At 70.7% G+C, this 15,018-nt stretch carries 10 protein-coding genes; 5 read left to right on the top strand and 5 right to left on the bottom strand.

From position 1 onward, the window contains the following. Positions 1 to 22: 22 nt before the first annotated feature. The 5 genes from ACWDGI_RS31100 to ACWDGI_RS31080 all read right to left on the bottom strand — a co-directional run bounded on the left by ACWDGI_RS31100 (position 23) and on the right by ACWDGI_RS31080 (position 7,691). Positions 23 to 850: a sulfotransferase family protein gene (locus ACWDGI_RS31100; protein ID WP_450764652.1), complete on the bottom strand. Its 828-nt coding sequence runs from the start codon at positions 848 to 850 to the stop codon at positions 23 to 25. Between the two features lie 312 nt (positions 851 to 1,162). Further along, positions 1,163 to 2,413, bottom strand: a complete 1,251-nt coding sequence (locus tag ACWDGI_RS31095; protein WP_450764650.1) for an alpha-L-fucosidase — start codon at positions 2,411 to 2,413, stop codon at positions 1,163 to 1,165. A 77-nt stretch (positions 2,414 to 2,490) separates the two neighbouring features. Further along, the gene (locus tag ACWDGI_RS31090; RefSeq protein WP_450764648.1) at positions 2,491 to 5,547 is read right to left on the bottom strand and encodes an alpha-mannosidase; all 3,057 of its coding nucleotides are present in this window, start codon (positions 5,545 to 5,547) and stop codon (positions 2,491 to 2,493) included. A 45-nt stretch (positions 5,548 to 5,592) separates the two neighbouring features. After that, a complete protein-coding gene (locus ACWDGI_RS31085; RefSeq protein WP_450764646.1) occupies positions 5,593 to 6,930 on the bottom strand; it encodes a 6-phospho-beta-glucosidase in 1,338 nt (445 codons plus the stop codon). After that, a complete protein-coding gene (locus ACWDGI_RS31080; RefSeq protein ID WP_450764644.1) occupies positions 6,927 to 7,691 on the bottom strand; it encodes a DeoR/GlpR family DNA-binding transcription regulator in 765 nt (254 codons plus the stop codon). The genes ACWDGI_RS31085 and ACWDGI_RS31080 overlap by 4 nt, the downstream gene beginning before the upstream one ends. Before the next feature lie 126 nt (positions 7,692 to 7,817). Here ACWDGI_RS31080 and ACWDGI_RS31075 point away from each other — a divergent pair, with 126 nt between their 5' ends. The 5 genes from ACWDGI_RS31075 to ACWDGI_RS31055 all read left to right on the top strand — a co-directional run bounded on the left by ACWDGI_RS31075 (position 7,818) and on the right by ACWDGI_RS31055 (position 14,984). Continuing rightward, positions 7,818 to 8,837 carry a carbohydrate kinase family protein gene (locus ACWDGI_RS31075; protein WP_450764642.1) on the top strand — a complete coding sequence of 340 codons (1,020 nt, stop codon included), beginning with the start codon at positions 7,818 to 7,820 and terminating at the stop codon, positions 8,835 to 8,837. Positions 8,838 to 8,909: 72 nt separating this feature from the next. Further along, entirely contained in the window at positions 8,910 to 10,196 is a 1,287-nt protein-coding gene (locus tag ACWDGI_RS31070; protein ID WP_450764640.1) for an ABC transporter substrate-binding protein, read from the top strand. Next, the gene (locus tag ACWDGI_RS31065) at positions 10,196 to 11,152 is read left to right on the top strand and encodes a carbohydrate ABC transporter permease (RefSeq protein ID WP_450764638.1); all 957 of its coding nucleotides are present in this window, start codon (positions 10,196 to 10,198) and stop codon (positions 11,150 to 11,152) included. Before ACWDGI_RS31070 ends, ACWDGI_RS31065 begins: the two co-directional genes overlap by 1 nt. Before the next feature lie 14 nt (positions 11,153 to 11,166). After that, the gene (locus tag ACWDGI_RS31060) at positions 11,167 to 12,027 is read left to right on the top strand and encodes a carbohydrate ABC transporter permease (protein WP_450764636.1); all 861 of its coding nucleotides are present in this window, start codon (positions 11,167 to 11,169) and stop codon (positions 12,025 to 12,027) included. After that, complete coding sequence (locus tag ACWDGI_RS31055; protein WP_450764634.1) at positions 12,024 to 14,984, top strand: glycoside hydrolase family 2 TIM barrel-domain containing protein; 2,961 nt, start codon at positions 12,024 to 12,026, stop codon at positions 14,982 to 14,984. The genes ACWDGI_RS31060 and ACWDGI_RS31055 overlap by 4 nt, the downstream gene beginning before the upstream one ends. The last annotated feature ends 34 nt before the right edge of the window (positions 14,985 to 15,018 follow it).

The following is a 15,018-nucleotide window of genomic DNA, read 5'->3' as shown; positions in this document are numbered from 1 at the left end:
GGCAGCGGTGGCGTGGGGGTGCCTAGACCGGGTACCCCCACGCCTTCGCTATCTCGGCCAGCCGGGGAGGGAGTTCGGCGGAGGGGTCGGCCTGGCGGGCGGCCTGGATACGGCCGGACTTGATCTCGCTGCTCCAGTCGCCGAGCTTCGGCCTGAAGGTGCCGTGGTCCTGCTTGCCGTAGTCGAGCATGCCGCTCTCCCAGGGGACGCCGAGGTACCCGCACAGTTCGCGGGTGACCCGCTCCGGTGCGGCGGTGAGGTCCTCGTACGTGATCACATGGGCGCCGGGGAGCCTCAGACGCGCCTCTTCGAGCTTCTCCGCGTAGCTCAGGACCTCGGCGCGGATCGCCTCGTGGTCGGGATCGGCGCGGCGGCTGGTCAGGGACTGGATGACGGCGCCGGGGTGGCGCAGCAGCAGGACGAACCGGGCGTCGGGCCAACATCGGTGCAGCCGGGGCCAGATGAGGGTGTTCGGCGGGGTCTTGTCGACGATGACGTCCTTGCCGCTGCGGCTGAGCTCCAGGTGCAGCACCCGGTCCCACAGGACGTGCTCCAGCTCCTCGCGGTCGAGGGCGAGCTCCTTCATGGCGTCGGCGGTGAACTCCCGGGACATCTGGACGTGGACCGTGCGCAGATGCATCTCGTGCGGAGCGCGGATGCGGCTGTGGCTGTTCAGCAGGACGCGCAGCAGCGTGGAGCCGGAGCGCACCGAGGAGAGGACGAAGACCGGCGCCGCCACCAGGCGCGGGGCGCGGGGGGCCACGTAGTCGGCGGAGGACTGCGGCCGCACCGGACGCTGCGTCGGGATCGCGTCCAGGGTCCTGCGCGGAGGGCTCACCGCCTGCGCCATGAGCCGTCCCCGGCGCCTGAGCCCCTTGCCGATCGCTGACATTCGCGGGTCTCGCACGGTGATGCCTTTCTCTCGTCCCTGCCGTTCCGCATCCCAGGGGTGGCAGGCGAACTCAAGATGTCCGGGAGACGAACCGAAGGGGTCACAGTGGCCCGAAAAGCCGCCTTGACCAGGCAACTTACCGTTCTCTTAATTCTTCATATGAGAATTCCCGACTTTTGGCGCGGAACCGGACCTAACCGGATCGGAACCGGCTCAGGACCGGATCAGAACTGGATCGGGAGACCGGCTCAGGACCGGCTCAGGACCGGGTCAGAACCGGCCGGATCCCCGGTACAGCTCCAGCTCCCCGTCCAGTTCGACGGCGAGGACCGTGGCGTAGGGGTCGAGGTCGGCTGCGGCCGGCGGGTCGATCCACAGCACGCCGACCGCCTCGTGCAGCCCGCCGACGACACGGTGCGCGAGTTCGGTGCCGGTGCCGAGCACGCTGACCTTCCGGACCGGGGTGACCAGGCCGCGGACGCCGATCTCGGCACGCGGGATGTCGTACAGGGTGAGGTAGAGGGTGCGGCCGTCGGCGGAGAGGGTGCTCGGCCCGTAGTGGTGCCCGGCCGGCAGCCCGCGGACCGTGCCGTACACGGCCTCGGCGTGTCCCCGGATCCACTCCCCCAGGCCTTCGAGGCGCTCGACCTGCGGCTGCGGGATGGTGCCGTCCTCCGTCGGGCCGACGTCCAGGAGGAGATTGCCGCCACCGCCGATGGTCTCGGTGAAGTAGCGGATCAGCTGGCTGAGCGACTTGTGGTGGTGGTCGTGGTGCTGGAAGCCCCACGAGTCGTTGATGGTGAGGCACAGCTCCCAGGGCCCGGCGGGGGGTTCGACGGGTACGCCCTGTTCCGGTGTCGCGTAGTCGCCCTCGCCGAGCATCCGGGCGTTGAAGACGACGTGCGGCGCGTAGGAGCGGACGAGCGCGGCGAGTTCCCTGATCCGCCACTGCTCCTCGCTGCGGTCCCACTCGCCGTCGAACCACATCAGGTCGGGCCGGTAACGGGAGGCCAACTCGCTTATCTGGCCGTCACGGTAGGCGATGAACCGCTCCCAGGCATCGAGGTCCTCGTCCTCGGCCGAGCACTCGGAGTACCGGTTGTCCTCCTGCTCGGGCGGGCGGCCCGGCTTGCGGGTGCTGGCGTAGTCGGGGTGGTTCCAGTCGGAGTGCGAGTAGTAGAGACCGACCTTGAGTCCCTGCTCGCGGAGGGCGTCGGCGTAACCGGTGAGGTAGTCCCTGCCGAGGTTGAGCTCGCCGAACCCGGTGTCCCACAGCGCCACTCCGTCGTGATGACGGCTGGTGAGCACGGCGTACCTGGCGCCGGCACGGGCGAACAGGTCGGCCCAGGCGCGCGGGTCGTACTTCGCGCCGGTGAAGCGGCCGAGCTGGGACATGTACTGGTCGTGCGGCACGATGCCGTCGTAGAACGACCAGGACTCCTGGACGCCGTCGACGGCGTAGATCCCCCAGTGGACGAAGATCCCCAACTTGGCGTCGGTGAACCACGGTTGCATGGGCACGGATGGACTCCCGTCGGTACAGGGTCAGTCGGGGAACGGGGCGGGCCGGGCACGACCGCCGGGCCCGCCCCCGGGGGCTACCGGCCGGTGGCCGCCCGCTGCAGCCGGAGCGTCAGGATCTGGAACGGCCGCAGCGCCACGGCGACGGTGTCCCCTTCGGTGTCCGCCGTCTCCAGCGGGCGTTCCAGGAGGTCGGTCACCTGGGCGCCCGCGAGCGGGAAGCCGGTGCGCAGGACGCCCTGGGCGCGGCCGCCCCGGGACTCGTAGAGCCGGACCACGACATCGCCGGAGGCGTCGTCCGCGAGTTTGACCGCCTCGATCGTCACGCCCTCGCCGGAGACGGAGACCACCGGCTCCGGCGCACCCGCCGCGTCGGCCACCCGGAGCGGGAGGTTGAGGGCGTAGCCCTCGGCGACCGCGTCCCCGATGCTCGCGCCGGGGAGCAGGGAGTAGGTGATGCGGTGCCGGCCCTGGTCGGCGCCCGGGTCCGGGACCCGCGGGGCACGGACCAGGGAGAGGCGGACCGTGGTGGTGGTACCGCCGTCCTCGCGGACCGTACGGGAGACGTCGTGACCGTATGTCGAGTCGTTGATGACGGCGACGCCGTAGCCGGGCTCCGCGAGGTGCACCCAACGGTGGCCGGAGACCTCGAAGCGGGCCGCCTCCCAGGTGGTGTTGGTGTGCGTGGGCCGCTGGACGTGGCCGAACTGGATCTCCGCGGAGGAGTGCGCGGCCCGGATGTCCACCGGGAACCCGGCCTTGAGGAACTTCTCGGCCTCGTGCCAGTCGATGTCCGTCTCGAAGTCGATCCGCGGGCTGCCCGCGCGGACGGTGACCGTCTGCGTGATCGTCGAGCCGTTGCCGAAGGGGCGGGTGACACGGATGGCGCCGAGCAGCGGGTCCGCGTCGACGACGGTGATCTCCGAGGGGTCCAGCAGGTCCGTGTAGCGGTTCTTGTAGTGCTTGTCGACGTCCCAGGCGTCCCAGTAGTTGGGGAGGTCGGTGTGCAGGCGGAGCAGGTTGCCCTGGCCGGCCAGGACCTCACGGTCGGCCCGCAGGTCGCGGACGGACGACAGGGTGCCGTCCTCGGCGATCTCCACCCGGACGAGCCCGTTGTCGATGACCCGGCCGTCGACCGCCACCGGCTGCGGGGCCCCGGCGGCGCCGGTCAGCGGCGCGCTGCCGCTCGCGGGGACCTCGACGTACACCGGGGTGCCCGCGCTGTCGCGGACGACCTCGGCGCGGTCGTAGGGGCTCGTGTTGAAGACCCGGGCGGTGCCGCCGCCGAGCGCGGTGACCGCCTCGGCGGTGAGCGCCTCCAGCTCCTGGGCGACCCTGGCGTACTCGGCCTCGGCCTCGCGGTGCACCCAGGCGATCGAGGAACCGGGCAGGATGTCGTGGAACTGGTGGAGCAGGACCGTCTTCCAGAGCCGGTCGAGCCTCTCGTGCGGGTAGCGGTAGCCGGGCGCGTGCAGCGCGGCCGTCGTCGCCCACAGTTCGGCCTCGCGCAGCTTGTGCTCGCTGCGCCGGTTGCCCTGCTTGGTGCGGGCCTGCGAGGTGTAGGTGGCGCGGTGCAGCTCCAGGTAGAGCTCGCCGACCCAGACCGGAGCGTCCTCGTACTCGGCGCGGGCCTTGGCGAAGAAGGCGTCCGGGTGCTCGACCTCGACGCGCGGGGAGCCCTCCAGGTCCCTGAGGCGGCGCGCCCGTTCCATGATCTCGCGGGTGGGGCCGCCGCCGCCGTCGCCCCAGCCGAAGGGGGCCAGCGAGCGGGTGGCGCCGCCCTTCTCGGCGTAGTTGCGGACCGCGCGGGACATCTCCTCGCCGCTGAAGCGGGCGTTGTAGGTGTCGACGGGCGGGAAGTGGGTGAAGATGCGGGTGCCGTCGATGCCCTCCCACCAGAAGGTGTGGTGGGGGAACTTGTTGGTCTGGTTCCAGGAGATCTTCTGGGTGAGGAACCACTCGTTGCCCGCGAGCTTGGCGATCTGCGGGTAGGCCGCGTTGTAGCCGAAGGAGTCCGGCAGCCACACTCCCTTGGTCTCGACACCGAAGTGCTCCATGAAGAAGCGCTTGCCGTGGACGAACTGGCGGGCCACGGCCTCGCCGCCCGGCAGGTTGCCGTCGGACTCCACCCACATGCCGCCGACCGGCGCCCACTGGCCCTTCTTGACCGACTCCTGGATCCGGGCCCAGACCTGCGGGTAGTTGTCGCGCACCCATTCGTACTGCTGGGCCTGCGAGCAGGCGAAGACGAACTCCTCGTACTCGTCGGCCAGCGAGGTGACGTTGGAGAAGGTCCGGGAGGTCTTGCGCTTGGTCTCGCGGATCGGCCAGAGCCAGGCCGAGTCGATGTGCGCGTGGCCGACGCCGGAGATGCGGTGGGCGCTGGCGTGCGCGGGCTTCGACAGCGCCGGCTTCAGGGCCGCGCGCACGGCGGCGGCCGAGCCGGCGACGTCGTCAAGGTCGAGCAGGTCCATCGCATGGTCGAGGGCGTGCATGATCTCGTGCCGGCGCGGGTCGTGCTCGCCGAGCTCCAGCATCAGCTCGCGCAGCACCTGGACGTCCAGGTCGAGGTGGAAGACCTCCTCGTCCAGGACGGCGATGTCGGCACGCTTGAAGGTGTACAGCGGCTTGTCGCCCGCCGTCAGCACGTCGCCGAGGGGTGTCGGCGCCGCGAAGTCGTTCGCCAGGATGTCGGGGTTGGAGGCGGCCTCGACCAGGTAGTCGACGACCTCGCCGCCGGCCGCCGGGTTGGCGATGGCCACGTACTGGTTGAGCGGGTTGACCGCCTTCAGCGGGGTCCCGTCGGCGAGGTGGACCAGGGCCTCGGCCTGGTTGCCGGGCCAGTCGCCCACGAAGCCGAGGTCGACGACCGCCTCGACGCGGCGGCCCGCGAACTCCGCGGGAACCTGCCCGCGCATCCGGAACCAGGTGGTGCCCCAGGGCGGGCCCCAGGGGGTGTCCATCGCGAACGGCTCGTACGCGGCGGCCGCGGCCTCCTCGAAGGACACCGGCTCCCCCGGGGCCTGCCAGGCGGACACCTCGAAGGGAACGGCGGCCGCGTGGATCGCGGGCTTGATGCGCTGGTTGTGGAGGCGCTCTACGCGCTCCTCGATCCGGCGGCGTTCGTCGTGCATGGAAGTCTCCAGAAGAGGGATGGAAAGCGCTTTCCGAGCGGCTGGTTACTTAAGATACGCGAGGCCGGGGTGGACCTCGGTGTACCCCTCCACCAGCCGGCGGGCCACGTTCACCGAGTCGACCAGCGGGTGCAGGGCGAACGCCTTCACGGCCGTCGTGCGGGAGCCGGACCCGGCGGCGGCGAGCACCTCGCGCTCGACCGCCTTGACCGAGCAGACGAGTCCGGTGGCGTGATCAGGAAGCGGATCGACGGCGACCGGGTGGGCCCCGTTGGCGTCGACCAGGCAGGGCACCTCGATGACGGCCTCGCCGTCGAGCACCGCGAGGGTGCCGCGGTTGCGGACGTTGAGGATCAGGGTGGTGCGCTCGTCGCGGGCGATGGCCCGCATCAGCGCCAGGGCGACCTTCTCGTAGCCGCCGGACAGGTCGTCGGTGTCGCGCTCGCCGGCGCCGGCGGTCTCCCGGTTCTCGGACATGTAGGTGGCCTCGCGCTCGGCGCGGGTGCGGTCCCAGGCCGCCAGGGCCGCGGCACCGGGGTCCCGTACCTCTTCGTAGAAGTGCGCCTGCTGGTCGCGCAGGAAGGCGCCGCGGGTCTTCTCGGCCTGCTGGTAGGCACGGACCGTCTCGCGGTTGAAGTAGTAGTAGTGCAGGTACTCGTTGGGGATCGCGCCGAGGGACTGCAGCCAGTCGACGCCGAAGAGCTTGCCCTCCTCGAAGGAGCCGAGCAGGCCGGGATCGGCGAGCAGGCGAGGGAGTTCGTCGCGGCCGGCGACGCGCAGGCCGCGCACCCAGCCGAGGTGGTTGAGGCCGACGTAGTCGATCCAGGCCTCGCGCGGGTCGGCGCCGAGCACCCGGGCGATACGGCGGCCGAGGCCGACCGGCGAGTCGCAGATGCCGATGACGCGGTCGCCCAGGTGGCGGGACATGGCCTCGGTGACCAGTCCGGCGGGGTTGGTGAAGTTGATGACCCAGGCGTCGGGGGCGAGCCGGGCCACCCTGCGCGCGATGTCGACGGCGACGGGGACGGTCCGCAGCCCGTAGGCGATGCCGCCGGCGCCGACCGTCTCCTGGCCGAGGACGCCCGCGGCGAGGGCCACCCGCTCGTCCTCCGCCCGGCCCGCCAGGCCGCCGACGCGGATCGCGGAGAAGACGAAGTCGGCCCCGCGCAGGGCCTCGTCGAGGTCGGTGGTGGCGGTCACCGTGGGCGCGTCGAGGACGCCGGCCGCCTGTTCGGCCAGGACCCGGGCGACCGCGGAGAGCCGGCCGGCGTCGAGATCGTGCAGCACGACCTCGGTGACCCGGCCCTCGCCGCGGTCCGTCAGCAGCGCCCCGTACACGAGCGGCACCCGGAACCCGCCGCCGCCCAGAATGGTCAGTTTCACGCTTGAGCCTTTCCTGCCAGGACCACGTCGACACCGGCCTCCTCCAGGGCGGACCGGGTCGCCGGGTCGACCGGCGCGTTGGTCACCACCAGGTCCAGGTCCTCGGGACCGCAGACCTTCGCCATGCCCGTACCCGGGAACTTGGCGGCATCGGCGAGCAGCACCACCTTGTCGCTCGCCTTGATCATCGCGCGCTTGACCGGCACCTCCACGACCGTCGTGTCCATCACCTGCCCGCCGGGGCGCACCCCGCTGGTGCCGAGGAAGAGCCAGTCGGCGTGCAGCTGGCGCAGGTTGTCCTCGGTGAGGAAGCCGACCAGGGAGCGGTACTCGCGGCGGACCATGCCGCCGAGCAGCACCAGCTCGATGCCCTCGTCGTCGGCGAGCTCCTCGTAGACCACCAGGTTGCTGGTGATGACGGTGAGCCGGCGGCCGTGCAGCTGGCGGGCCAGCCGGTAGGCGGTGGTGCCGATGTCCAGGAGGACCGACTGGCCGTCCGCGACCAGGGCCGCCGCGCGCGCCGCTATGGCGTCCTTCTCCGCGACCCGCACCTCGGCGACCTCGGCGAAGGGCTGGTCCCCCTCGTCCGCGACGGCACCGCCGTGCACCCGCGTCAGCAGCCCCTCCTCCTCCAGTTTCAGCAGGTCACGCCGGACGGTGGCGGGGCTCACACCCAGCTGCTCGGAGAGATCGGTCACGGCCGCGGGGCCGCCCGAGCGCAGGGCCCGCAGGATGAGTTGGTGTCGTCGTTCTGCCAGCACACGATGAACACTACTCGTCATCTTCAATCATTTCTATGCTCATTTCTGCTCGTGTATTGACCAATCTCGCGTGGCAGCGCACGATTCCGTCATCGAAATTGACGAGTTTTGACGAGAGGGTGGCGTGTGGACGACGACATGCCCGACGTGCTGCTGACCGGGCTGCTCTTCTACGACCTCGTCCTCACGGGTCTCGGGAAGCCGCCGACACCGGGCGAGGAGGTCTGGACGGCCGGCATGGGCTGTGGCCCCGGCGGCATCGCGAACCTCGCGGTGGCGGCGTCCCGCTTCGGCCTGCGCACCTCGCTGGCCACGGTCTTCGGCGACGACTTCTACGGCGCCTACTGCCGGCGGATCCTCGCCGGGCAGGAAGGCGTCGACCTCTCCCTCTCCCGGGTCGCGGACGACTGGCCCACCCCGGTCACCGTCGCCCTCGCCCACGGACAGGACCGGGCCCTGGTCACCCACGGCTCGGAGCCGCCGTACTCGCAGGACGTGCTGATGGGCGACCCGCCCGAGGCCCGCACCGCCCTCGTCCACATCGAGGCCGAACCCCGCGAGTGGATCGCCAAGGCCGCCGCCAACGGCACCCGGATCTACGCCGACGTCGGCTGGGACCCCACCCAGCAGTGGTCCCGCGACCTCCTCGACCAGCTCGCCCTGTGCCACGCCTTCCTCCCCAACGAGACCGAGGCGATGGCCTACACCCGCACCGACAGCGCGGTCGCGGCCCTCGGCACCCTCGCCGAACTGGTCCCGGTTGCCGTGGTGACCCGCGGCGGGGACGGCGCGGTGGCCGTCGACCAGACCACCGGCGAGTTCGCGGAGGTCCCGGCCCTCGCCGTGGACGTCCTCGACGCGACGGGCGCCGGGGACGTCTTCGGGGCGAGCTTCGTCACCGCCTCCCTCGCCGGCTGGCCACTGGACGAACGGCTGCGGTTCGCCGTACTCGCCGCCGGTCTCTCCGTCGGCCACCACGGCGGGGCACTGGCCGCCCCCGGCTGGTACGGCGTCGACCGCTGGTGGCGCTCGCTCACCGACCCCGATCTGCAACGCGCCTACGGCTTCCTCACGGACCGGCTGCCGGCCGACCCCGGCCCGCCGGTCCGCCACGCACCCGTCACACCCCCCGCACGGCAGTACTGAGCCCCCCACGCCCCCCACGCTCCATGTGAAAGTCCCGAACAGATCCGAAAGATCCGAAAGGCGGTGGGAGCTGTGCGGCTCTCACGTAGAGGCCTGCTGCGCGCAGGCCTGGCCGGTACGGCCGCCACGGCGCTCGGCGGCCTGGCATCCGGCTGTGCCGTTCCGACCGGTTCCACCGGCCGGAACATGGTCCTGTGGTACTGGGACGGCGGCCTCGGCGACACGGTCATCAAGAACGCCAAGGCCCGCTACGACGCGAACGTCGATCTGCAGGCCATCAAGATCGGCGGCTACTACCGGTCGAAGCTGCTCACCACGATGACCGGCCGGGCCCGCATCCCGGACATCGCGGGACTCAAGGGCGAGGACATGGCGTCCTACCTGCCCAACGCGAACCAGTTCGTGGACCTGCGCACGCTGGGCGCGGACAAGTACAGGAGCCGGTTCCTGTCCTGGAAGTGGGACCAGGGCATCGCCGACGACGGCACCATGGTCGGGTTCCCGATCGACTGCGGCCCGGTCGCGCACTTCTACCAGTACCAGGTCTTCCGGAAGGCCGGACTGCCCTACGAACCCGACGACGTCTCCGCCGAACTGAACACCTGGGAGAAGTTCTTCGCCGCCGGCGAGCAGCTGAAGAAGCGGATCCCGGGGACCTGTCTGCTCTCCGACGTCAACGCGGTCTTCGAGAACGTGGTGCAGCAGGGCAGCCGGCGGTACGTCGACAAGGACCGGCACTTCATCGGCGACCAGGACCACGTCCGCCGCGCCTGGGCGCTGGCCGTGGAGGCGAAGCGGCGGGGGATCGTCTCGGACCTGGTCAGCGGCACGCCCGACCAGCTCTCCGCACTCCAGGACGGCAAGCTGCCCAGCCAGCTCAACGCCTCCTGGGCCACCAACGACATCAAGACCGGCGTCCCGAGGACCAAGGGCCGCTGGCGGGTGGCCCAGATGCCGGTACGGCCGTCCAACAACGGCGGTTCCTTCCTGTCGATCACCAAGGAGTGCCGCGAGCCCGAGCAGGCGTTCCGGATCATCGCCTGGATGCTGAACGCCGCCAACCAGGCGCAGGGCTTCGTGGACGCGGGACTCTTCCCCTCGACCCCGGCGTCGTACGACCTCAAGACCCTGCGCGCGCCCGACCCGTTCTTCGGCGGCCAGGTCACGATGGACGTCTTCGGGCCCGCCGCGCAGAAGATCGCGGTCGCCTACAACAGCCCGTTCGACGTGGCGCTCTCGCAGCCCCTCAAGGACGAGATCAAGAACGTCGGCGTCCTCGGCAAGAACCCCGAGCAGGCCTGGAAGGACGCCATGAGCAAGTGCCGGCGCATCGCCAAGCACCTGGGGGTGAGCTACTGATGGCCACCGCACTGGAGAAGCCCCCGGTGACCGTGGAACGGACCACCACGGCCGGTCCCCGTACCGGATTCCGCAAGTACTGGCACCTCTACGCCGCGATCTCCCCCTTCTACCTCCTCTTCCTCTGCTTCGGCCTGATCCCGGTCGGCTTCTCGCTCTACGTCTCCCTGCACCGCTGGGACGGCCTCGGCTCGATGGAGTGGGCGGGCCTGTCGCAGTACCGGTACCTGGTGAGCGACACCGACTTCTGGACCGCGGTCGGGAACACGATCATCATCTGGGCGCTCGCCACCTTCCCCATGATCTTCCTGGCGATGGTGACGGCCGTGATGCTCAACTCTGCGGTCCGCTTCAAGAACGTCTACCGCTTCGCCTACTTCCTGCCCAACGTCACCTCGGTGGTCGCGATCGCGATCATCTTCGGTTCGGTGTTCTCCACCAACTTCGGCCTGGTGAACGCCTTCCTTGAGGCGGTGGGACTCGACCAGGTCGCCTGGCTGAACACTCCGTGGGGCATCAAGGTCGCCATCGCCACGCTGATGACCTGGCAGTGGACCGGCTACAACGCGATCATCTTCCTCGCCGGACTGCAGACCATCCCGGGCGAACTGTACGAAGCGGCCCGCATGGACGGCGCCGGGCCGATGCAGACCTTCTTCCGGATCACGCTGCCGATGATGCGGCCGGTGCTGCTGTTCGTGCTCGTCGTGTCGACCGTCACCGGCCTGCAGAGCTTCTCGGAACCACAGGTCCTGCTCCAGAGCACCGCCAACGACTCGACGTTCGCGGGCGGTCCGGGCCACGCCGGCCAGACCATGGTCCTCTACTTCTTCCAGCAGACCTTCGACAACAACGACTTCGGTTACGGCGCCGCCGTGGCCTGGGGCATCTTCCTCGTCGTCATCATCTTCTCGATCATCAACTGGCGCCTGGTGCAGCGCCGGGGCGAAGACTAGGGAGGCCGCACACCATGGCATCCATACGCACAACCCGCCCCAGGGCCATCAAGGGCACCCGCGGCCGCGGTGTCGCCCTGCACGCCGTCCTGATCGTCGGTCTGCTGCTCTCGGCCTTCCCGTTCTACTGGGCCGTGATCATGTCGACGCACACCTCGTCGGAGATCTTCTCCTACCCGCCGAAGCTGCTGCCCGGCTCGCACTTCCTGGAGAACGCCCGCAGCCTCTTCGACAACATCGACTTCTTCGGGTCGATGTGGAACTCACTGCTGGTCGCGGGCTCGGTGACCTTCCTGGTCCTGTTCTTCGACTCGCTGGCCGCCTTCGTCTTCGCCAAGTTCGCCTTCCCGGGCAAGAACGTGCTGTTCGCCCTGCTGATGGTCATCTTCATGGTGCCGGCCCAGCTGTCCGCCATCCCGCAGTTCGTGATCATGGCGAAGCTGGGCTGGATCGGCTCGATGACCTCGCTGATCGTGCCGGCGGCGGCCAACGCGTTCGGCATCTTCTGGATGCGCCAGTACATGAAGGGCGCCATCCACGACGAACTCCTCGACGCCTCCCGCATCGACGGGGCCAACTTCCTCCGCCAGTACTGGCACGTGGCCCTCCCGGTGGTCCGGCCGGGCCTCGCCTTCCTCGGCATCTTCACCTTCATGGGCCAGTGGAACGACTACGCCTGGCCGCTGATCGCCCTCACCAACCCGGACAACGTCACCCTCCAGGTCGCGCTGTCCCAGCTCAACGGCACCCACGGCACCACCGACTACGGAATGGTCATGACCGGCGCGCTGCTCGCCCTCGTCCCGCTGCTGATCGTGTTCGCGGTCGGCGCCCGTCAGATCATCGGCGACCTGGCCAAGGGAGCCATCAAGTGACGGACCCGCTGGTGGCCGTCCGCCCCTGGGAGGCACCCGAGGTGACCTCCTGGGGGCGGTTGCCCATGAACGCCGTCGACCGGCGCTCCGGAGCACTCCCCCTGGACGGCGACTGGCGCTTCCGGTTGCTGCCCGCTCCGGACGCGCCGGTCGGCGGTGCGTGGACGACGGCACACGTCCCCGGCCCCTGGACCACGCAGGACACGGACGACCTGCCGCAGTACACGAACGTGCGGATGCCGTTCCCCGAATTCCCGCCGCACTCCCCCGCCGCCAACCCGACGGGGGTCTACGAGCGGGAACTGGACGTCCCCGCCGAGTGGGCCGGGCGCCGCGTCGTGCTCCAGGTCGGCGCGGCGGAGAGCGTGCTCCTCGTGCACGTGGACGGGCGGCCCGTGGGCATCTCCAAGGACTCCCACCTGGCCGCCGAGTTCGACCTCACCGAGGCCGTGCGTCCCGGCGGGCGGTCGGTCCTGCGGCTCACCGTCGTCAAGTGGTCGGACGCCTCGCACATCGAGGACCAGGACCACTGGTGGCACGGCGGGATCACCCGCTCCGTGCTGCTGTACGCGACCGACCCGCTGTATCTCGCGGACGTGACCGTGCGAGCGCGGCGGGACGGCCGGCTGCGGGTGGACTGCGCCGTACGGGATTACGGCGGCGCGCTGCCGGACGGGTGGTACGTCACCGGCGACCTGGACGGTGAAGTCCTCGCGCAGGACGCCGAGTTCGACCGGCTCAACGCCGAGGACGACCGGGTCTCCGACTTCCTGGGCGAGGCCCGCATCCACGCCACCGTGCTACAGGTGCGCACCTGGAACGCGGAGCAGCCCGAGCTGTACGGGCTGACCGTCCGGCTGCACCGCGCGGACGGCACGGTCGCCGACACGTCGTACCACCGCATCGGCTTCCGGGACGTCGAGATCGTCGGCCGGGACCTGCTGGTCAACGGCGAGCGGATCTTCGTTCGCGGCGTCAACCGGCACGACTTCCACCCCCTCACCGGGCGGACGGTGTCCTACGACGACGTGCGCGCGGACCTGGTGGTGCTGAAGCGGTTCGGCTTCAACGCGATCCGCACCTCGCACTACCCGAACGACCCCGCGCTCTACGACCTCGCCGACGAGCTGGGCTTCTACGTCGTCGACGAGGCCGACATCGAGTCCCACGACCACGCGCACGAGATCGCCGACGACCCGCGCTATCTGAACGCCTTCGTGGACCGGGTCTCCCGCATGGTGCTGCGGGACAAGAACCATCCGTCGGTCATCATCTGGTCGCTGGGCAACGAGTCCGACTACGGGGCCAACCACGACGCGGCGGCGGGCTGGGTACGGCGGCACGACCCGACCCGGCCGGTCCAGTACGAGGGGGCGGCCAAGCGCGGCTGGGCGGACCCGGACGTGGCCTCCGACATCGCCTGCCCGATGTACGCGCCGCTGGAGGACTGTGTGGCGCACGCGCTGTCCGGGGAGCAGACGAAACCGCTGATCCAGTGCGAGTACTCGCACGCCATGGGCAACAGCAACGGCACGCTGGCCGACCACTGGGCTGCCATCGAGTCCACTCCGGGTCTTCAGGGCGGGTTCATCTGGGAGTTCTGGGACCACGGAATCCTCCAGCGGGTGAGCGACGGCAGACCGGTCGGGCGCGCGGGCGCCGGACTGTACGACAACGGTGTCGCCGCGCCCGGCCACCGCTGGGCGTACGGCGGCGACTTCGGCGAGGCCCCGCACGACGGGGCGTTCGTCGCGGACGGCATGGTCTTCCCGGACCGGACCCCCAAGCCCGCGATGTACGAGCACCGGGAGATCGCGGCGCCGGTCCGCATCCGGTGCTTCCGGCACGAGGGCATCGTGCTCGCCAACCACCAGCACTTCCGGGGCTTCGACTGGCTGACCGGCACCTGGGAGCTGGCGCTGGCCGACGGCCGTACCCTGACCGGTCCGGCCGAGCTGCCCGAGCTGTGCCCCGGCGAGACCGCGGCCGTACCGCTGCCCTTCGAGGTGCCGGCGGACGGCGGCGAGGCGTGGCTGACGCTGCGCGTGACCACGGCCGAGGACCAGGCCTGGGCGCCGGCCGGTACCGAGGTGTGCGCGCCGCAGATCCGGCTGCGGGCTCCCGACCCGGTGCGGGCGGCCGTCCCGGGCGGGGCGCGGGTCGAGGTGGACGGCGAGGGCCTGCTGCTGCACCCGCTGCTGACGGCCGCACCGACGCTGTCCCTGTGGCGGGCGCCCACCGACAACGACGAGCTGGGCGGGATCGCGCCGCGCTGGCGGGCCTGGGGTCTGGACGGCCTGGTGCGCAAGGCGGTCTCGGTACGGCAGGAGCACGAGCGAAGCGAGATGGGGGTCCCCCCGGCCGAAGGCTGGGGGAGGGTCACCGTGCTGGCCGAGTACGCCGGTACGACGGGAGTCGTGCGGCACCGACAGGAGTTCACCGCCGTGGAGGGCGGCATCCGGGTCGAGGAGTCGGCCGAGCTGCCCGCGGAGTTCGACGACGTGGCCCGGGTCGGCTCGGTCTTCGAGACGGTGGCCGGGCTGGATCTGCTGGAGTGGTTCGGTCAGGGTCCCTGGGAGTCGTACCCGGACCGTGCCGCCGGCGCCCCGGTCGGCCATCACTCGCTCCCGGTGGACGAGCTGTTCACCCCGTATCTGCGGCCCCAGGAGAGCGGTGGCCGCCATGGCGTACGGCGGTTCACGCTGTCGGCGCCGGACGCCACCGGACTCGCGGTCGAGCTGGACGAGCCCCGCCAGGTTTCCGTCAGCCGCTACCGCGCCGAGGACCTCACCGCCGTCACCCACCACGACCAGCTCGTGCCCCGGGCCGGCTGCGTGGTCCACATCGACGCCGCACACCGGGGCCTCGGTACGGCCTCGTGCGGTCCCGACACCTTCCCCTCCTACCTCGTCGCACCGGGCGTCCACCGCTGGAGCTGGACCCTGCGCGTCCTCTGAGATCCCCCCACGCCCTTCGCCGTCACTTCTCCTT

It is taken from the genome of Streptomyces sp. NPDC001220 (genome assembly GCF_053597895.1).
This window is presented reverse-complemented; position numbering and strand designations above follow the sequence as displayed.